Here is a 19,393-nt window from a genome sequence, read left to right as displayed (position 1 = left end):
AAGGCATCATGGCTTCTGAAAATATGACGCCGCAGGAATACATAGGGCACCATCTGAATAACCTTCAGTTGGACCTGCGTACTTTCTCGCTGGTAGATCCGCATAACCCCCCAGCCACCTTCTGGACGCTCAATATTGACTCCATGTTCTTCTCGGTGGTGCTGGGTCTGTTGTTCCTGCTTATGTTCCGTAGCGTGGCCAAAAAGGCAACCAGCGGCGTACCAGGGAAATTTCAGACCGCGATTGAGCTGGTAATCGGCTTTGTTCATGGCAGTGTCAAAGACATGTACCATGGCAAGAGCAAGGTTATCGCACCGCTTGCCCTGACGATCTTCGTCTGGGTCTTCCTGATGAACCTGATGGATTTACTGCCAATCGACCTGCTGCCGTATATTGCTGAGCATATACTGGGCCTGCCGGCGCTGCGCGTAGTTCCGTCTGCGGACGTAAACATCACCCTGTCGATGGCACTGGGCGTGTTTATCCTGATTCTGTTCTACAGCATCAAAATGAAAGGCATCGGCGGCTTCGCGAAAGAGTTGACGCTGCAGCCGTTCAATCACTGGGCGTTCATTCCTGTCAACTTAATCCTTGAAGGGGTAAGCCTGCTGTCCAAACCAGTTTCTCTTGGTCTGCGACTGTTCGGCAACATGTACGCTGGTGAGCTGATTTTCATTCTGATTGCTGGTCTGTTGCCGTGGTGGTCACAGTGGATTCTGAATGTGCCGTGGGCCATTTTCCACATACTGATTATCACGCTGCAAGCCTTCATCTTCATGGTTCTGACGATTGTCTATCTGTCGATGGCGTCTGAAGAGCATTAATTTACCAACACTACTACGTTTTAACTGAAACAAACTGGAGACTGTCATGGAAAACCTGAATATGGATCTGCTGTACATGGCTGCCGCTGTGATGATGGGTCTGGCGGCAATCGGTGCTGCGATCGGTATCGGCATCCTCGGGGGTAAATTCCTGGAAGGCGCAGCGCGTCAACCTGATCTGATTCCTCTGCTGCGTACTCAGTTCTTTATCGTTATGGGTCTGGTGGATGCTATCCCGATGATCGCTGTAGGTCTGGGTCTGTACGTGATGTTCGCTGTCGCGTAGTAAGCGTTGCTTGAATTAAGAGCAATATCAGAACGTTAACTAGATAGAGGCATTGTGCTGTGAATCTTAACGCAACAATCCTCGGCCAGGCCATCGCGTTTGTCCTGTTCGTTCTGTTCTGCATGAAGTACGTATGGCCGCCATTAATGGCAGCCATCGAAAAACGTCAAAAAGAAATTGCTGACGGTCTTGCTTCTGCTGAACGAGCACATAAGGATCTTGACCTTGCAAAGGCCAGCGCGACTGACCAGCTGAAAAAAGCGAAGGCGGAAGCTCAGGTAATTATCGAGCAGGCAAACAAACGCCGCGCTCAGATCCTGGACGAAGCTAAAACTGAAGCAGAGCAGGAACGTACTAAAATCGTGGCACAAGCGCAGGCGGAAATTGACGCCGAGCGTAAACGTGCTCGCGAAGAGCTGCGTAAGCAAGTTGCTGTCCTGGCTGTTGCTGGCGCCGAGAAGATCATCGAACGTTCCGTGGATGAAGCTGCTAATAGCGACATCGTGGACAAACTTGTCGCTGAACTGTAAGGAGGGAGGGGCTGATGTCTGAATTTATTACGGTAGCTCGCCCCTACGCCAAAGCAGCTTTTGACTTTGCCGTTGAGCACCAAAGCGTTGACCGTTGGCAGGATATGCTGACGTTTGCCGCTGAGGTGACGAAGAACGAACAAATGGCAGAGCTTCTCTCTGGCGCGCTGGCGCCGGAAACGCTCGCTGAGTCGTTTATCGCAATCTGCGGTGAGCAGTTAGACGAAAGCGGTCAAAACCTGATTAAGGTAATGGCTGAAAATAACCGTCTTAATGCGCTCCCGGATGTTCTTGAGCAGTTTATTCACCTGCGTGCAGCCAGTGAGGCTATCTCTGAGGTAGAAGTCACTTCTGCCAATGCACTGAGTGATGAACAGCTTACGAAGATTAGTGCAGCGATGGAAAAACGTCTGTCACGCAAAGTTAAGCTGAATTGCAAAATCGATAAGTCTGTAATGGCAGGCGTAATCATCCGTGCGGGTGATATGGTCATTGATGGCAGCGTACGCGGCCGTCTTGAGCGCCTTGCAGACGTCTTGCAGTCTTAAGGGGACTGGAGCATGCAACTGAATTCCACCGAAATCAGCGAACTGATCAAGCAGCGCATTGCTCAGTTCAGTGTTGTGAGTGAAGCTCACAACGAAGGTACTATTGTTTCTGTAAGTGACGGTGTTATCCGCATCCACGGTCTTGCTGACTGTATGCAGGGGGAAATGATCTCTCTGCCGGGTAACCGTTACGCTATCGCACTGAACCTGGAGCGCGACTCCGTAGGTGCAGTTGTGATGGGTCCATACGCTGACCTCGCCGAAGGCATGAAGGTTAAGTGTACGGGTCGTATTCTGGAAGTTCCGGTAGGCCGTGGCCTGCTGGGCCGTGTGGTGAACACGCTGGGTTCCCCAATTGACGGTAAAGGTCCGGTTGATAACGATGGCTTCTCGCCAATCGAAGTTATCGCACCAGGCGTAATCGAACGTCAGTCCGTAGATCAGCCGGTACAGACCGGTTATAAATCCGTTGATGCCATGATCCCAATCGGTCGTGGCCAGCGTGAGTTGATCATCGGTGACCGTCAGACCGGTAAAACCGCGATGGCAATCGATGCCATCATCAACCAGCGTGACTCCGGCATCAAATGCGTGTACGTGGCTATCGGCCAGAAAGCGTCCACCATTTCTAACGTGGTTCGTAAACTGGAAGAACACGGCGCACTGTCCAACACCATCGTTGTTGTGGCGACCGCGTCTGAATCTGCTGCACTGCAATACCTGGCACCTTATGCTGGTTGCGCAATGGGCGAATACTTCCGTGACCGCGGTGAAGATGCACTGATTGTTTATGATGACCTGTCCAAACAGGCTGTTGCTTACCGTCAGGTTTCCCTGCTGCTGCGTCGTCCACCAGGACGTGAAGCATTCCCAGGCGACGTATTTTACCTCCACTCCCGTCTGCTGGAACGCGCATCCCGCGTTAACGCGGAATACGTTGAGAAATTCACCAATGGTGAAGTTAAAGGTAAAACTGGCTCCCTGACCGCTCTGCCGATTATCGAAACCCAGGCGGGTGACGTTTCTGCGTTCGTTCCGACCAACGTAATTTCCATTACCGATGGTCAGATCTTCCTGGAAACCAACCTGTTCAACTCCGGTATTCGTCCGGCAGTTAACCCGGGTATCTCCGTATCCCGTGTAGGTGGTGCAGCGCAGACCAAGATCATCAAGAAACTGTCCGGTGGTATCCGTACCGCGCTGGCACAGTATCGTGAACTGGCAGCGTTTTCTCAGTTCGCTTCCGACCTTGACGAAGCTACGCGTAAGCAGCTGAGCCACGGTCAGAAAGTAACTGAACTGCTGAAGCAGAAACAGTATGCCCCAATGTCTGTTGCACAGCAGGGTGTGGTGCTGTTTGCGGCTGAACGCGGTTACCTCGAAGATGTGGAACTGGCGAAAATCGGTAGCTTCGAAGCCGCTCTGCTGGCTTACGTTGACCGTGATCACGCTCCGCTGATGCAAGAGATTAACCAGTCCGGTGGCTATAACGATGAAATCGAAGGCAAGCTGAAAGCTATCCTCGATTCCTTCAAAGCAACCCAGTCCTGGTAACGTCTGGCGGTCTGTCTTAGGGCGGACCGCAAGGCATTGAGGAGAAGCTCATGGCCGGCGCAAAAGAGATACGTAGTAAGATCGCAAGCGTCCAGAACACGCAGAAGATCACTAAAGCGATGGAGATGGTCGCCGCTTCCAAAATGCGTAAATCGCAGGATCGCATGGCGGCCAGCCGTCCTTATGCAGAGACCATGCGCAAAGTGATTGGTCACCTTGCGAATGGTAATCTGGAATATAAGCACCCTTACCTGGAAGAACGCGACGTTAAGCGCGTGGGCTACCTGGTGGTGTCGACCGACCGTGGTCTGTGCGGTGGCTTGAACATTAACCTGTTTAAAAAGCTGCTGGCGGATATGAAAACATGGTCCGATAAAGGCGTTCAGTGCGACATCGCAATGATCGGCTCTAAGGGCGTGTCTTTCTTTAATTCCGTAGGCGGTAACGTGGTTGCTCAGGTAACCGGTATGGGGGATAACCCTTCCCTGTCCGAACTGATCGGCCCGGTTAAAGTGATGCTGCAGGCCTACGATGAAGGTCGTCTGGACAGACTGTACGTTGTCAGCAACAAATTTATTAACACCATGTCTCAGGTTCCGACTCTCACTCAGCTGCTGCCTTTACCGGCTTCAGAAGATGAAGAGTTAAAACAAAAAGCCTGGGATTACCTGTATGAACCAGACCCGAAACCGCTGCTGGATACCCTGCTGCGTCGTTACGTTGAATCTCAGGTTTATCAGGGCGTGGTAGAAAACCTGGCCAGCGAGCAGGCCGCACGTATGGTGGCGATGAAAGCCGCGACCGACAATGGCGGCAGCCTGATTAAAGAGCTGCAGTTGGTATACAACAAAGCTCGTCAGGCCAGCATTACTCAGGAACTCACCGAAATCGTCGGTGGTGCATCCGCGGTATAACCAGGTTAATTCGTAGAGGATTCAAGATGGCTACTGGAAAAATTGTCCAGGTAATCGGCGCCGTGGTTGACGTCGAATTCCCTCAGGATGCCGTACCGCGCGTGTACGATGCTCTTGAGGTTATGAATGGTAAAGAGAGCCTGGTGCTGGAAGTTCAGCAGCAGCTCGGCGGCGGTATCGTACGTACCATCGCCATGGGTTCTTCCGACGGTCTGCGTCGTGGTCTGGAAGTTAAAGACCTCGAGCACCCGATCGAAGTCCCGGTAGGTAAAGCAACTCTGGGTCGTATCATGAACGTCCTGGGTCACCCGATCGACATGAAAGGCGATATCGGTGAAGAAGAGCGTTGGGCTATCCACCGCGCAGCACCTTCCTACGAAGAGCTGTCCAGCTCTCAGGAACTGCTGGAAACCGGCATCAAAGTTATCGACCTGATGTGTCCGTTCGCTAAGGGCGGTAAAGTTGGTCTGTTCGGTGGTGCGGGTGTAGGTAAAACCGTAAACATGATGGAGCTTATTCGTAACATCGCGATTGAGCACTCCGGTTACTCTGTGTTTGCGGGCGTAGGTGAACGTACTCGTGAGGGTAACGACTTCTACCACGAAATGACCGACTCCAACGTTCTGGATAAAGTATCCCTGGTTTATGGCCAGATGAACGAGCCGCCGGGAAACCGTCTGCGCGTTGCGCTGACCGGTCTGACCATGGCTGAGAAATTCCGTGACGAAGGTCGTGACGTACTGCTGTTCGTCGATAACATCTATCGTTACACCCTGGCCGGTACGGAAGTATCCGCACTGCTGGGTCGTATGCCATCAGCGGTAGGTTACCAGCCGACCCTGGCGGAAGAGATGGGTGTTCTGCAGGAACGTATCACCTCCACCAAAACTGGTTCTATCACCTCCGTTCAGGCGGTATACGTACCTGCGGATGACTTGACTGACCCATCACCAGCAACCACCTTTGCTCACCTGGATGCAACCGTGGTACTGAGCCGTCAGATCGCTTCTCTGGGTATTTACCCGGCCGTTGATCCGCTGGACTCCACCAGCCGTCAGCTGGATCCGCTGGTTGTTGGTCAGGAACACTATGACACTGCGCGTGGCGTACAGTCCCTGCTGCAGCGTTATCAGGAACTGAAAGACATCATCGCCATCCTGGGTATGGATGAACTGTCTGAAGAAGATAAACTGGTGGTAGCTCGTGCGCGTAAGATCCAGCGCTTCCTGTCCCAGCCGTTCTTCGTTGCGGAAGTATTCACCGGTTCTCCGGGTAAATACGTTTCCCTGAAAGACACCATCCGTGGCTTTAAAGGCATCATGGAAGGCGAATACGACCACCTGCCAGAGCAGGCGTTCTACATGGTTGGTTCTATCGACGAAGCCGTAGAAAAAGCCAAAAAACTTTAACGCCTTAATCGGAGGGTGATATGGCAATGACTTACCACCTGGACGTCGTCAGCGCAGAGCAACAAATGTTCTCTGGTCTGGTCGAAAAAATCCAGGTAACGGGTAGTGAAGGTGAACTGGGTATTTTCCCGGGCCACGCACCGCTGCTCACCGCCATTAAGCCTGGTATGATCCGCATCGTTAAACAGTTCGGTCATGAAGAGTTTATCTATCTGTCCGGCGGCATTCTTGAAGTGCAGCCTGGCAACGTGACCGTACTGGCTGATACCGCGATTCGCGGTCAGGATCTCGATGAAGCGAGAGCCCTGGAAGCGAAACGCAAGGCTGAAGAGCATATTAAGAGCTCTCATGGTGACGTGGATTACGCTCAGGCATCTGCGGAACTGGCCAAAGCGATCGCGAAACTGCGCGTTATCGAGTTGACCAAAAAAGCGATGTAACACCGGCTTGAAAATACGAAAACCAGTCTGCTAGCAGGCTGGTTTTTTTTTGCCGGTGTTTTAGATATTTTGAAACTGAAAAGGTGTTTTGATTTTATGTGATCTGTATCACATAACTATTGATCGATTAAAAAATGAAGCGTAGACTTGTTTTTGTGATGTAAGTCACATAATTAACTCAGATAAAAATAGGATACCAACATGAAATTGTTCAATAAAATCATCGCCCTTTTCAGCAGTATGGCCGTTTAGTCATACCTGTTGTTATGTGGCGCGATGCTTCACATCGTTGAGAGCAAGCGCCATTTATTTAGCTCCTTACCCTCTTGCTTGTGCACTCTTCCTCTCCCCCCAATTATTGTCTTCTCCATTTTTCTGCTTGTCACTGAATCATATATAAAAATCGTGCGTTGCTTACCCAATTCTTTATTCATGGGGCAAAAAAATAGCAAAAACATTAACCTAAGGCTTTAATAAGAGCATGCTCCTGGGTTTTTGGAGACAAAAGGCGCCGATATAGTCGAAAATAGTGAGTTAATAGTTAGGGATTTTCCCCTATTGAACGTTTTATCTTCGGCCCATTTCATGATGAAAAAAATGTAGTATTTTCAATGTGAAAGGGTATAAATTCGTTCTCAAATGACAGTCAGGATGTGTATGTTGAATAATGCTATGAGCGTCGTGATCCTTGCCGCAGGCAAAGGTACACGTATGTATTCCGATCTTCCTAAAGTGCTGCACACTCTCGCAGGAAAAGCGATGGTGCAGCATGTTATTGATGCCGCTAATGAATTAGGCGCAACTCATGTACACCTGGTCTATGGGCATGGTGGTGATTTGCTTCAGCAGACGTTGAAAGATGGCAATCTGAACTGGGTTCTGCAGGCAGAACAACTGGGAACCGGTCATGCAATGCAGCAGGCTGCACCGTTCTTTGGTGACGACGAAGACATTTTAATGCTTTATGGCGATGTACCGTTAATCTCCACCGAAACGTTACGCCGCCTGCGCGATGCCAAACCTCAGGGTGGTATTGGCTTATTAACCGTAAAACTGGACGACCCAACCGGCTATGGGCGTATTACGCGTGATAACGGCAAAGTTACTGGTATCGTTGAGCACAAAGATGCGACCGACGAGCAACGCCAGATCCAGGAAATTAACACCGGCATCCTGATTGCCAATGGCGCTGATATGAAGCGCTGGTTGTCTAAACTGACCAACAACAACGTGCAGGGTGAATATTACATCACCGATATCATTGCGATGGCGTACCAGGAAGGGCGTGAAATTGCTGCGGTACATCCGGCACGTATTAGCGAAACCGAAGGGGTGAATAACCGTCTTCAGCTATCCCGTCTTGAACGTGTCTATCAGTCCGAACAAGCAGAGAAACTGCTGTTAGCAGGCGTTATGTTGCGCGATCCAGCACGTTTTGATCTTCGCGGTTCGCTTATTCACGGGCGCGATGTTGAAATTGATACTAACGTTATCATTGAAGGTAACGTAACCGTTGGGGATCGCGTCAAGATTGGCGCTGGCTGCATTATCAAAAATAGCGTAATTGGCGATGGCTGTGAGCTTAGCCCGTACAGCGTGGTGGAAGATGCCCATCTGGAAGCGGCCTGTACTATCGGGCCTTTTGCGCGTCTGCGTCCAGGCGCTGAGCTGCTGGAAGGTGCGCACGTGGGTAACTTCGTCGAAATGAAAAAAGCGCGTCTGGGTAAAGGTTCTAAAGCGGGTCATCTGACGTATCTCGGCGACGCTGAAATTGGTGATAACGTGAATATTGGCGCGGGTACGATTACCTGTAACTACGATGGCGCTAATAAGTTTAAAACCATTATTGGCGATGATGTTTTTGTCGGTTCTGATACTCAGCTGGTGGCTCCCGTCACCGTGGGTAAAGGCGCGACGATCGCCGCCGGAACCACAGTGACGCGTAATATTGCTGATAACGAACTGGTATTAAGCCGTGTACCTCAGGTCCATAAACAGGGCTGGCAGCGTCCGGTGAAGAAGAAGTAATTTATTTTTGCCGGATGGCGGCCTACGTGCGGTGACGTTCTGTAGGCCCGCCATCAGGCAGACAAGAGATGAGGGGATAATATAATCCTCCGCTCAACAAGTAGTACCTATAAAAATAACCCCACTCTCTACAAGGCTCGGGGCGCCCGGAATACGGGTATCAGGTTGACCGACAACGACAGGCAAAATGCCTAAATTCGGAATCAAAAAAATATGTGTGGAATTGTTGGCGCTATCGCGCAGCGTGATGTAGCTGAAATCCTTCTCGAAGGTTTACGTCGTCTGGAATATCGTGGTTATGACTCTGCTGGTCTGGCCGTTGTCGATGCTGAAGGCAACATGACCCGTCTGCGTCGTCTGGGTAAAGTGCAGATGCTGACTGCTGCTGCGGAAGAACATCCGCTGCATGGTGGTACAGGTATCGCTCACACCCGCTGGGCGACACACGGTGAACCTTCAGAAGCGAACGCGCATCCGCATGTTTCTGAACACATTGTTGTAGTGCATAACGGAATCATTGAAAACCATGAACCACTGCGTGAGCTGTTGAAAACGCGTGGCTACACCTTTGTTTCTGAAACCGACACCGAAGTGATTGCTCACCTGGTGCACTGGGAGCTGGAACAGGGTGGTACGCTGCGTGAAGCCGTGCTGCGTACTATTCCGCAACTGCGCGGTGCCTACGGCACGGTGATCATGGATACTCGTAACCCGGAAACCCTGCTGGCGGCACGTTCTGGTAGCCCGCTGGTGATTGGGCTGGGTATGGGTGAGAACTTTATCGCTTCCGATCAGCTGGCACTGCTGCCGGTAACCCGTCGCTTTATCTTCCTGGAAGAGGGCGACATCGCGGAAGTAACGCGTCGTTCAGTCTCTATTTTTGACAAGACTGGCGCGGAAGTAAAACGTCAGGATATTGAATCTAATCTGCAATACGACGCGGGCGAAAAAGGTATTTATCGCCACTACATGCAGAAAGAGATCTATGAGCAACCGAACGCGATTAAAAATACGCTGACCGGGCGTATCAGTCATGGCGAAGTGGACTTAAGTGAGCTTGGCCCTAATGCCAACGCGTTGCTGTCTCAGGTTGAGCATATCCAGATTATTGCCTGTGGTACGTCATACAACTCAGGCATGGTGTCCCGTTACTGGTTTGAGTCGCTGGCCGGCATTCCCTGTGATGTGGAAATTGCTTCTGAGTTCCGTTATCGCAAATCTGCTGTGCGTCGTAACAGCCTGATGATCACCCTTTCCCAGTCTGGTGAAACGGCAGATACCCTGGCGGGTCTGCGCTTATCTAAAGAGCTGGGCTATCTGGGGTCGCTGGCAATCTGTAACGTTCCAGGCTCTTCTCTGGTACGTGAATCTGACCTGGCGATGATGACTAATGCCGGGACCGAAATCGGCGTGGCCTCCACGAAAGCATTTACCACTCAGCTGACAGTTCTGTTGATGCTGGTGGCGAAACTGTCTCGTCTGAAAGGTCTGGATGCGTCTATTGAACAAGAGATTGTTCACGGGTTACAGGCGCTGCCGAGCCGTATTGAGCAGATGCTGTCACAGGACAAACGTATTGCTGCACTGGCGGAAGACTTCTCTGACAAACACCATGCACTTTTCCTGGGTCGTGGCGATCAGTACCCCATTGCGCTGGAAGGCGCCCTGAAGCTGAAAGAGATTTCTTATATTCACGCAGAAGCGTATGCCGCTGGTGAGCTGAAGCACGGCCCACTGGCGCTGATTGACGCGGATATGCCAGTTATCGTGGTTGCACCGAACAACGAGTTGCTGGAAAAACTGAAATCCAACATTGAAGAAGTGCGCGCCCGTGGCGGCCAATTGTACGTCTTCGCTGATCAGGATGCAGGATTTATCAGTAATGAAAATATGCACATCATCGAGATGCCGCATGTAGAAGAGGTGATTGCGCCGATCTTCTATACTGTTCCGCTGCAATTGCTGGCGTATCACGTGGCGCTGATTAAAGGCACCGACGTGGATCAGCCGCGTAACCTGGCGAAGTCGGTTACCGTGGAATAAGCGATACCTTGCTGAACTGAAAATGCCCTGCTCAAAGCGGGGCATTTTTTTAAACGTGTTCTGTTTTTAATCAATTATCCCGCCTGTTTTATGTGACAAACCGTCATCTTCAGCTACTGTTTTCAGTGTCATAAAAAGAAAATTTTGCCGAAATATGATTGTCATATAATCTATTAACTTGCTGTTTTTATACTGCTTTTAATTGTTTCTCGCGCATTATTTTTCATTGTCATAAAACTGTCATATTTCGTACATTTAACTGTCACCTGTTTGTCCTATTTTGCTCACAGTAGCAACTCAAACAACAATTTACGAAAACCGTGCAGGAGACATTATGAAAGTTATGCGTACCACTGTCGCAACTGTTGTCGCCGCGACCTTATCTATGAGCGCGTTCTCTGCGTTTGCAGCAGCGAGCCTGACAGGTGCAGGTGCAACCTTCCCTGCGCCAGTGTATGCCAAATGGGCAGATACCTATCAGAAAGAGACCGGTAGCAAAGTAAACTACCAGGGTATCGGCTCCTCCGGTGGTGTAAAACAAATTACGGCCAATACCGTTGATTTCGGCGCTTCTGATGCACCGTTGTCTGACGAGAAGCTGGCTCAGGAAGGCCTGTTCCAGTTCCCGACAGTGATCGGCGGCGTGGTGCTGGCGGTGAATATCCCTGGCCTGAAGTCCGGTGAGCTGGTGCTTGACGGTAAAACCCTGGGCGATATCTACCTCGGCAAAATTAAGAAGTGGGATGATGAAGCCATCACCAAACTGAACCCGGGTCTGAAGCTGCCTTCTCAGAACATTGCCGTTGTGCGTCGCGCTGATGGTTCCGGTACCTCCTTCGTCTTCACCAGCTACCTGGCGAAAGTGAACGAAGAGTGGAAATCTAAAATTGGTTCCGGCTCTACCGTAAACTGGCCGACCGGTCTGGGCGGTAAAGGTAACGACGGTATCGCCGCGTTCGTACAGCGTCTGCCGGGTTCTATCGGTTACGTTGAGTACGCTTACGCTAAGCAGAACAACCTGGCGTACACCAAGCTGGTCTCTGCTGATGGCAAACCGGTAAGCCCGACCGAAGAAAACTTTGCCAACGCCGCTAAAGGCGCTGACTGGAGCAAAACCTTCGCTCAGGATCTGACTAACCAGAAAGGTGACGATGCGTGGCCAATTACTTCCACCACCTTCATCCTGGTGCACAAAGAGCAGAAGAAACCAGAGCAAGGCGTTGAAGTACTGAAATTCTTTGACTGGGCGTACAAAAATGGCGGCAAACAGGCCAATGACCTGGATTACGCCAGCCTGCCGGACAGCGTGGTTGAGCAGATTCGTGCTGCATGGAAGACCAACGTGAAGGACAGCAGCGGTAAAGCGCTGTATTAAATACCCGTCATACTTCGAGCCGCAGCTGTGTTGGCTGTGCTTGTTCACCCCAGTCACATAGTGAATCTATGCTCCTGGGGTGAACAAGCTTGCCGTCTTGCTGCAACTCGAATTATTTAGGGTATGGCATTACGTTAGCCGGGAAGCACGATAAAATGCGAGCTTCCTGGCCCAAACTTAAAGAGTGATTTATGGCTGCAACCAAGCCTGCTTTTAACCCACCGGGTAAAAAGGGTGACATGATCTTCAGCGCGCTGGTAAAACTGGCTGCGCTGATTGTGCTATTGATGTTGGGTGGCATTATTGTCTCTCTGATCATCTCCTCCTGGCCAAGCATCCAGAAATTTGGTTTCTCATTCCTTTGGACCAAAGACTGGGATGCGCCAAATGATATCTACGGCGCACTGGTACCGATTTACGGTACGTTGGTCACCTCACTTATCGCACTGCTGATCGCCGTTCCGGTGAGTTTCGGCATTGCTTTGTTCCTGACGGAACTTGCACCTGGCTGGTTGAGACGCCCGCTGGGTATCGCTATTGAGCTGCTGGCGGCGATCCCGAGTATCGTTTACGGCATGTGGGGCCTGTTTATCTTTGCCCCGCTGTTTGCGACGTATTTCCAGGAGCCGGTCGGTAATATTCTTTCCAACATTCCGTTTGTTGGCGCACTGTTTGCTGGCCCGGCATTTGGTATCGGTATTCTGGCTGCTGGCGTGATCCTCGCCATCATGATCATCCCGTACATTGCGGCGGTTATGCGTGATGTGTTCGAACAAACGCCGGTACTGATGAAAGAGTCAGCTTACGGTATTGGCTGTACTACCTGGGAAGTTATCTGGCGTATCGTGCTGCCGTTCACCAAAAATGGTGTGATTGGCGGTGTGATGCTGGGTCTGGGTCGCGCGCTGGGTGAAACCATGGCGGTGACCTTTATCATCGGTAACACCTACCAACTCGACAGCGCATCGCTGTATATGCCGGGCAACAGTATCACCTCTGCGCTGGCGAACGAATTTGCCGAAGCGGAATCGGGTTTGCATGTTGCGGCACTGATGGAACTGGGGCTGATCCTGTTCGTGATCACCTTCATCGTGCTGGCAGCGTCTAAGTTCATGATCATGCGCCTTGCGAAAAACGAGGGGGCACGCTAATGGCTACGCTGGAAATGCAAAACACCACTGCACTGGCAGAATCACGCCGTAAAATGCAGGCGCGTCGCCGTCTGAAGAACCGCATCGCGCTGACGCTCTCTATGGCGACGATGGCATTCGGTCTGTTCTGGCTTGTCTGGATACTGATGTCCACCATCACCCGCGGTATCGACGGTATGTCGCTGGCGCTGTTCACCGAAATGACGCCTCCGCCGAATACGGCGGGTGGTGGTCTGGCGAACGCCCTGGCCGGTAGCGGACTGTTAATTCTGTGGGCGACCGTGTTTGGTACACCGCTTGGTATTATGGCGGGCATTTACCTGGCTGAGTACGGACGTAAGTCCTGGCTGGCTGAGGTCATCCGCTTTATCAACGACATCCTGCTGTCTGCACCATCGATTGTGGTCGGTCTGTTCGTTTACACCATCGTGGTAGCAAAAATGGAGCACTTCTCCGGCTGGGCAGGCGTGATTGCGCTGGCGCTGCTGCAGGTGCCCATTGTTATTCGTACCACGGAGAACATGCTCAAGCTGGTGCCGGATAGTCTGCGAGAAGCCGCCTATGCGTTGGGTACACCAAAGTGGAAGATGATTTCCGCGATCACCCTGAAGGCGTCTGTGTCGGGCATTATTACCGGCATTCTGCTGGCAATTGCCCGTATCGCGGGTGAAACGGCTCCGCTGCTGTTTACGTCGCTCTCCAACCAGTTCTGGAGCACTGACATGATGCAGCCAATCGCCAACCTGCCGGTCACTATCTTTAAGTTTGCGATGAGCCCGTTTGCTGAGTGGCAGCAACTGGCCTGGGCCGGGGTGCTGATTATTACCCTGTGCGTACTGCTGCTGAACATTCTGGCGCGTGTCATTTTCGCGAAGAAGAAACACGGTTAATTTTTACGGCGTGGCTGATGCGGCGCCGAATGAGGAAGAGATTGAAATGAGTATGGTTGATACTGCCCCAGGTAAGATTCAGGTTCGTGATTTGAACTTCTACTATGGCAAATTCCATGCCCTGAAGAACATCAACCTGGATATTGCGAAGAACCAGGTAACGGCGTTTATCGGGCCGTCAGGCTGTGGTAAATCAACGCTGCTGCGTACCTTCAACAAAATGTTTGAACTGTACCCGGAGCAGCGTGCGGAAGGTGAAATCCTGCTGGATGGTGACAATATTCTCACCAATACCCAGGATATCGCGCTGCTGCGTGCCAAAGTCGGCATGGTTTTCCAGAAACCAACACCGTTTCCGATGTCTATCTACGACAATATCGCGTTTGGCGTGCGTCTGTTTGAGAAGCTTTCCCGTGCCGATATGGACGAGCGCGTGCAGTGGGCGTTGACCAAAGCCGCATTGTGGAATGAAACCAAAGATAAATTACACCAGAGCGGATACTCTCTCTCCGGTGGTCAGCAGCAGCGTTTGTGCATTGCGCGTGGTATCGCCATTCGCCCGGAAGTGCTTCTGCTTGATGAACCGTGTTCAGCGCTTGACCCGATCTCCACCGGGCGTATTGAAGAGCTGATCACTGAGCTGAAAGAGGATTACACCGTTGTTATCGTGACCCACAACATGCAGCAGGCCGCACGTTGTTCCGATCACACGGCATTTATGTACCTGGGCGAGTTGATTGAGTTCAGCAACACGGACGATCTGTTCACCAAGCCCGCGAAGAAACAAACTGAAGACTACATCACCGGTCGTTACGGCTGATTCAGGAGCTTGTTGTGGATAACCTTAACCTAAATAAACATATTTCCGGCCAGTTCAACGCCGAACTGGAAAGTATCCGTACCCAGGTGATGACCATGGGCGGCATGGTTGAACAGCAGCTTTCTGATGCGATTACTGCCATGCACAATCAGGACAGCGATCTGGCGAAGCGCGTCATTGAAGGCGATAAAAACGTCAACATGATGGAAGTGGCGATTGATGAAGCCTGCGTGCGTATCATCGCCAAACGTCAGCCGACGGCGAGCGACCTGCGCCTGGTGATGGCAATTATCAAAACCATCGCTGAGCTGGAGCGTATTGGTGACGTCGCGGATAAAATCTGCCGCACCGCGCTGGAGAAATTCTCCCAGCAGCATCAGCCGCTGTTGGTCAGTCTGGAGTCGCTGGGCCGTCACACCGTGCAGATGCTGCACGACGTGTTGGATGCCTTTGCGCGTATGGATCTGGATGAAGCGGTACGTATCTACCGTGAAGATAAGAAAGTCGACCAGGAATATGAAGGCATTGTGCGCCAGCTGATGACCTACATGATGGAAGATCCGCGCACCATTCCAAGCGTGCTGACCGCGCTGTTTTGCGCGCGTTCTATCGAGCGTATCGGTGACCGTTGCCAGAATATCTGCGAATACATCTTCTACTTCGTGAAGGGGCAAGATTTCCGTCACGTGGGCGGGGATGAGCTGGATAAGCTGCTGGCGGGCAAAGATCCGAAGGAATAAGCGGCTTGTTGCGTTCGCCGGGATCCCCGGCGTCGCTATTGTAGGCCGGATAAGGCGTTACGCCGCATCCGGCATTCTGCGCCATTCGCCTGATGGCGCTTTGCTTATCAGGCCGACTGTTTAATCGACGATATTCCAACCCCGCGCTTTCCACAATTCCGGCAACTGTGCTAAATCGGTAAAGGTCGTCACTTTAGGATGATCGATCGGTTTGTTGTGCGGATCGGCGCAGAAGTAAAAAACCTCCATTCCCGCCGCAATCCCCGCCTGCGCGCCTGCGCTGGAATCATCAACCAGGATACAGTTCTCAACGTTGACGTTCATCGCTTTCGCCGCATGGAACATCAGTGCCGGGTCGGGCTTCCAGCGCTGAATATCATAACCACTGAACAGTAAATCAGGAAAATGATGCAACATGCCCAGCTTACCCAATGAATGCTGCATTTTGCTGACCGGACCGTTAGACACCACGCACATTGGCACAGCCATGCTGTCCAACAGCGTGTTCGCACCAGCAATGACTTCCAGCTCGGTATCGAACAGACGTGCGACCTCAGCGCGGTAAACCGGTTCTAACTCGGCTTTTGCCAGTTTGACACCGTGTTCTTCGTTAATAATGTCGATGATTTCGTAGAGCTTTACCCCCTTGAAGCGTTTAAACGTCTCTTCAAGATCGAGCGTAATGCCGAACGTCTGGAACATGCTGACATACGCGCGAGAACAAATTACTTCACTGTCGACAAGGGTACCGTCACAGTCAAAAAATACGGCTTCTATCTGGGACATGTCATTTCCATTTTAACAAGTTTAACGTTTTCGTAATGCATAATGGGGGGACGCAATCGTTGCCGTATAAGCAAAATCAATGAAAAAAGTTGCTCATAACCCAACCCTATTGTCGCATTTTGGTATAGGATAGCGACGAATTTTCCCTCCTTGTTCGGAAATTGATTATGAGTCAACAACACACAACCCAGGCTTCTGGCCAGGGGATGCTGGAACGCGTGTTCAAACTGCGCGAGCATGGCACGACGGCACGGACCGAAGTGATCGCCGGTTTAACCACCTTCCTGACGATGGTGTATATCGTTTTTGTTAACCCGCAAATTCTTGGCGTAGCTGGCATGGATACCAGCGCCGTCTTTGTTACCACCTGTCTTATTGCTGCATTTGGTAGCATCCTGATGGGGCTGTTTGCCAACCTGCCGGTTGCGCTGGCACCTGCTATGGGTCTGAACGCATTCTTTGCCTTCGTGGTGGTCGGTGCGATGGGGCTATCATGGCAGATTGGTATGGGCGCTATTTTCTGGGGCGCAATTGGTCTGCTGCTGCTGACGATTTTCCGCGTACGTTACTGGATGATTGCGAATATCCCGGTCAGTCTGCGCGTCGGCATCACCAGTGGTATCGGCCTGTTCATCGGCATGATGGGGCTGAAAAATGCCGGTGTTATTGTTGCGAACAAAGACACGCTGGTTTCCATTGGTAACCTGACGTCCCATAGCGTGCTGCTGGGGATTCTGGGTTTCTTTATCATCGCGATTCTGGCATCACGCAACATTCACGCGGCAGTGCTGATCTCCATCATTGTGACCACGCTGTTGGGCTGGATGTTGGGCGATGTTCATTACAGCGGTATCGTTTCTGCGCCGCCGAGCGTGATGTCTGTTATCGGGCATGTTGATCTGGCGGGTTCATTTAACATTGGCCTGGCGGGCGTTATTTTCTCGTTCATGCTGGTGAACCTGTTTGACTCTTCCGGTACGTTGATTGGCGTCACGGATAAAGCGGGTCTGGCGGATGCCAAGGGTAAGTTCCCACGCATGAAGCAGGCTCTGTTTGTCGATAGCGTGTCGTCTGTTACCGGTGCGTTTATCGGTACTTCTTCCGTTACCGCATATATTGAATCCTCTTCCGGGGTTTCCGTTGGTGGACGTACCGGTCTGACTGCCGTGGTTGTCGGTCTGCTGTTCCTGCTGGTTATCTTCCTGTCACCGTTGGCGGGAATGGTCCCGGGCTATGCCGCAGCGGGTGCGCTGATTTACGTGGGCGTATTGATGACGTCCAGCCTGTCGCGCGTGAAGTGGGATGATCTGACTGAAGCGGTTCCGGCGTTTATTACCGCAGTGATGATGCCGTTTAGCTTCTCCATCACTGAAGGTATCGCGCTGGGCTTTATTTCCTACTGCGTGATGAAAATTGGTACCGGACGTTTCCGCGATCTCAGCCCGTGCGTCATCGTTGTTGCGCTGCTGTTTGTGTTGAAGATTGTGTTCATCGACGCGCACTAAAATATCGGTATTGTCTATAGCCCGCCCGGCATTACTGCTGGCGGGCTTTTTCTTTTACGCTTTTACGCGCTGAATATAATCCCCGAACGCGGTCAGCTGGCCGGTCAGATGGTCCAGCGTGCTTTGGTCGATCACTTCGCCGGTCTGCGGGTCTACTTTATTCTGAATAACGCCGCCCATAAACTCTGGCTTGTTCATCACCATCGCATCGAGGAATACCAGGATCTGACGCAGATGGTACTGACAGCGCGCGCCACCAATAGCGCCCATTGAGCTGGTCTGGATTAGCACCGGTTTGCCTGATAATGGTTGATCGGGCAGACGAGACAACCAGTCGATGGCGTTTTTCAGCCCACCAGGAACAGAATAGTTGTATTCCGGCGTGACGATAACGACGCCGTCAGCCTTCCTGATTTGTTCCGCCAGCGCTTCTACACTTGCCGGAAAACCCTCTTCCTGCTGGAGGTCGGCATCGTACAGAGGAATATCCCCAATCGACGGTAACGCATTCACTTCCATCCCCGCGGGGGCAATTTTTGGCAGCGTGCGGGCAACCATTCCATTAAACGAACCCTTGCGCAGGCTCCCCAGTAACGTAACAACATTCAATGTTTCAGACATGGTTACTCCTGTTTCATCATGAAGGTTAAATCAAAGCGTATGGCTCTTCGCTGCGGATAATTGTGAAAACCGGATCAGGCGACCCGTTGGCTCATTCGCGCGGGTCTGGATATCAGGCAAACTTTTCCAGTCTTGTTTACCATCAAACTCCCAAACCTTGAGTTTTTCAATGGTTGGCGTGACTGCGACCGACCACACCAGCACATCTTCGGCATCGCAAATGGCTTCTATCTGCGTAACGTGAGCACATCTCAGACGGCCCGCACCCGGTAATAGCTGGAGTTCACGTGGATCGTCATTGCACACGTCGCCAGTGAGCTTGAGAACGCTCTGGCGTAACGTAATGAGCTGGGCACGCGCTTCATTGGGGTCGTTTTGATTATTGATCCACAGGTTTTCGTTACTGGAAAAGCGGTAGGTTTCTGTGGCACTCGGGGTATGAAACCCGCGGGTCGCTCGCTGAAGCTCCATATCCAGGCCGCATGAACCTTCTGTGGTAAGCGCGACGCCGACGATATTCCCGGCATAGGAAATCGAAAATCCTGGCAGGCTTTTATCGCGAAAGACGGGCTTACCTTTCGCCTCGGTAACAATCTCAGGCAATGTGCTGGTGCCGTAAAGCATAAACATCAGTTCAGCGAGAAGGCTTCGGGAGGCCAGAAAGCGTGTTCGGCGGTGAGTGGGTAGATTTCTTGCTTCAAAATGACATGGAGTAGGGAGACGAACTGAAACCAGGTGTCCCTCCGTAAGAATCCCTCTGGCAAAATGTGTCGCCATTTTTCGCTCCGTGATTAATGGTCCGTGATTATTATCAGAGTAACATTTACGCGGCTTCCAGGCAGGCTTTACTGCCCAAAAAGTAAACGGAATCGGGATACATTACGCGACATTTACATTTCCACCGCCAGGGAGGTCAATAAAACAACAAT

General features: G+C 51.5%; 19 protein-coding genes. 16 read left to right on the top strand and 3 right to left on the bottom strand.

All coding sequences use genetic code 11. The features are described from left to right. The first annotated feature begins 8 nt into the window (after positions 1-8). The 15 genes from atpB (at position 9) to phoU (ending at position 15,552) form a co-directional block, all read left to right on the top strand. Positions 9-824 (top strand): F0F1 ATP synthase subunit A, encoded by an 816-nt coding sequence (gene atpB / locus RYZ59_RS18255; RefSeq protein ID WP_005121454.1) that lies wholly within the window; start codon positions 9-11, stop codon positions 822-824. A gap of 46 nt (positions 825-870) precedes the next feature. Then, entirely contained in the window at positions 871-1,110 is a 240-nt protein-coding gene (gene atpE, locus RYZ59_RS18250) for a F0F1 ATP synthase subunit C (protein WP_000429386.1), read from the top strand. A gap of 59 nt (positions 1,111-1,169) precedes the next feature. Then, positions 1,170-1,640, top strand: coding sequence for a F0F1 ATP synthase subunit B (atpF, locus tag RYZ59_RS18245; protein WP_040232304.1), 471 nt, complete (start codon positions 1,170-1,172; stop codon positions 1,638-1,640). Between the two features lie 14 nt (positions 1,641-1,654). Beyond that, positions 1,655-2,188, top strand: coding sequence for a F0F1 ATP synthase subunit delta (atpH, locus tag RYZ59_RS18240; RefSeq protein ID WP_005121457.1), 534 nt, complete (start codon positions 1,655-1,657; stop codon positions 2,186-2,188). Positions 2,189-2,200: 12 nt separating this feature from the next. Then, positions 2,201-3,742 carry a F0F1 ATP synthase subunit alpha gene (gene atpA / locus RYZ59_RS18235; RefSeq protein ID WP_003827026.1) on the top strand — a complete coding sequence of 514 codons (1,542 nt, stop codon included), beginning with the start codon at positions 2,201-2,203 and terminating at the stop codon, positions 3,740-3,742. A 50-nt stretch (positions 3,743-3,792) separates the two neighbouring features. Then, positions 3,793-4,656 carry a F0F1 ATP synthase subunit gamma gene (gene atpG / locus RYZ59_RS18230; RefSeq protein ID WP_005121458.1) on the top strand — a complete coding sequence of 288 codons (864 nt, stop codon included), beginning with the start codon at positions 3,793-3,795 and terminating at the stop codon, positions 4,654-4,656. A 26-nt stretch (positions 4,657-4,682) separates the two neighbouring features. Beyond that, a complete protein-coding gene (gene atpD / locus RYZ59_RS18225) occupies positions 4,683-6,065 on the top strand; it encodes a F0F1 ATP synthase subunit beta (protein ID WP_003023806.1) in 1,383 nt (460 codons plus the stop codon). A gap of 20 nt (positions 6,066-6,085) precedes the next feature. Beyond that, on the top strand, positions 6,086-6,505 hold the full coding sequence (locus RYZ59_RS18220; protein ID WP_005121460.1) for a F0F1 ATP synthase subunit epsilon: 420 nt from the start codon (positions 6,086-6,088) through the stop codon (positions 6,503-6,505). 657 nt (positions 6,506-7,162) lie between these two features. Further along, positions 7,163-8,533, top strand: a complete 1,371-nt coding sequence (glmU, locus tag RYZ59_RS18215; RefSeq protein ID WP_318049821.1) for a bifunctional UDP-N-acetylglucosamine diphosphorylase/glucosamine-1-phosphate N-acetyltransferase GlmU — start codon at positions 7,163-7,165, stop codon at positions 8,531-8,533. Positions 8,534-8,746: 213 nt separating this feature from the next. Beyond that, positions 8,747-10,576, top strand: a complete 1,830-nt coding sequence (glmS, locus tag RYZ59_RS18210; protein ID WP_318049823.1) for a glutamine--fructose-6-phosphate transaminase (isomerizing) — start codon at positions 8,747-8,749, stop codon at positions 10,574-10,576. A gap of 334 nt (positions 10,577-10,910) precedes the next feature. Next, the gene (pstS, locus tag RYZ59_RS18205; protein WP_003827033.1) at positions 10,911-11,951 is read left to right on the top strand and encodes a phosphate ABC transporter substrate-binding protein PstS; all 1,041 of its coding nucleotides are present in this window, start codon (positions 10,911-10,913) and stop codon (positions 11,949-11,951) included. Positions 11,952-12,142: 191 nt separating this feature from the next. Beyond that, positions 12,143-13,102, top strand: coding sequence for a phosphate ABC transporter permease PstC (pstC, locus tag RYZ59_RS18200; RefSeq protein WP_048213782.1), 960 nt, complete (start codon positions 12,143-12,145; stop codon positions 13,100-13,102). After that, the gene (pstA, locus tag RYZ59_RS18195; protein ID WP_202037339.1) at positions 13,102-13,992 is read left to right on the top strand and encodes a phosphate ABC transporter permease PstA; all 891 of its coding nucleotides are present in this window, start codon (positions 13,102-13,104) and stop codon (positions 13,990-13,992) included. Before pstC ends, pstA begins: the two co-directional genes overlap by 1 nt. A gap of 46 nt (positions 13,993-14,038) precedes the next feature. After that, entirely contained in the window at positions 14,039-14,812 is a 774-nt protein-coding gene (pstB, locus tag RYZ59_RS18190; RefSeq protein ID WP_003023821.1) for a phosphate ABC transporter ATP-binding protein PstB, read from the top strand. Between the two features lie 14 nt (positions 14,813-14,826). Next, a complete protein-coding gene (phoU, locus tag RYZ59_RS18185) occupies positions 14,827-15,552 on the top strand; it encodes a phosphate signaling complex protein PhoU (RefSeq protein WP_006687755.1) in 726 nt (241 codons plus the stop codon). A gap of 120 nt (positions 15,553-15,672) precedes the next feature. Here the strand turns inward: phoU and yieH are convergent, their stop codons facing one another. Next, positions 15,673-16,338, bottom strand: coding sequence for a 6-phosphogluconate phosphatase (gene yieH, locus RYZ59_RS18180; protein WP_318049825.1), 666 nt, complete (start codon positions 16,336-16,338; stop codon positions 15,673-15,675). 167 nt (positions 16,339-16,505) lie between these two features. Here yieH and adeP point away from each other — a divergent pair, with 167 nt between their 5' ends. Beyond that, positions 16,506-17,843 carry an adenine permease AdeP gene (gene adeP, locus RYZ59_RS18175; RefSeq protein WP_048213779.1) on the top strand — a complete coding sequence of 446 codons (1,338 nt, stop codon included), beginning with the start codon at positions 16,506-16,508 and terminating at the stop codon, positions 17,841-17,843. A gap of 54 nt (positions 17,844-17,897) precedes the next feature. On the opposite strand, the gene RYZ59_RS18170 is transcribed toward adeP, so the two are convergent. Next, positions 17,898-18,464, bottom strand: a complete 567-nt coding sequence (locus RYZ59_RS18170; RefSeq protein WP_003827046.1) for an NADPH-dependent FMN reductase — start codon at positions 18,462-18,464, stop codon at positions 17,898-17,900. Positions 18,465-18,494: 30 nt separating this feature from the next. After that, a complete protein-coding gene (locus RYZ59_RS18165; protein ID WP_318049826.1) occupies positions 18,495-19,241 on the bottom strand; it encodes a 4'-phosphopantetheinyl transferase superfamily protein in 747 nt (248 codons plus the stop codon). Positions 19,242-19,393: the final 152 nt, after the last annotated feature.

Source organism: Citrobacter sp. HN-141, from assembly GCF_033341895.1.
Taxonomy (GTDB): Bacteria; Pseudomonadota; Gammaproteobacteria; order Enterobacterales; family Enterobacteriaceae; genus Citrobacter.
This window is presented reverse-complemented; position numbering and strand designations above follow the sequence as displayed.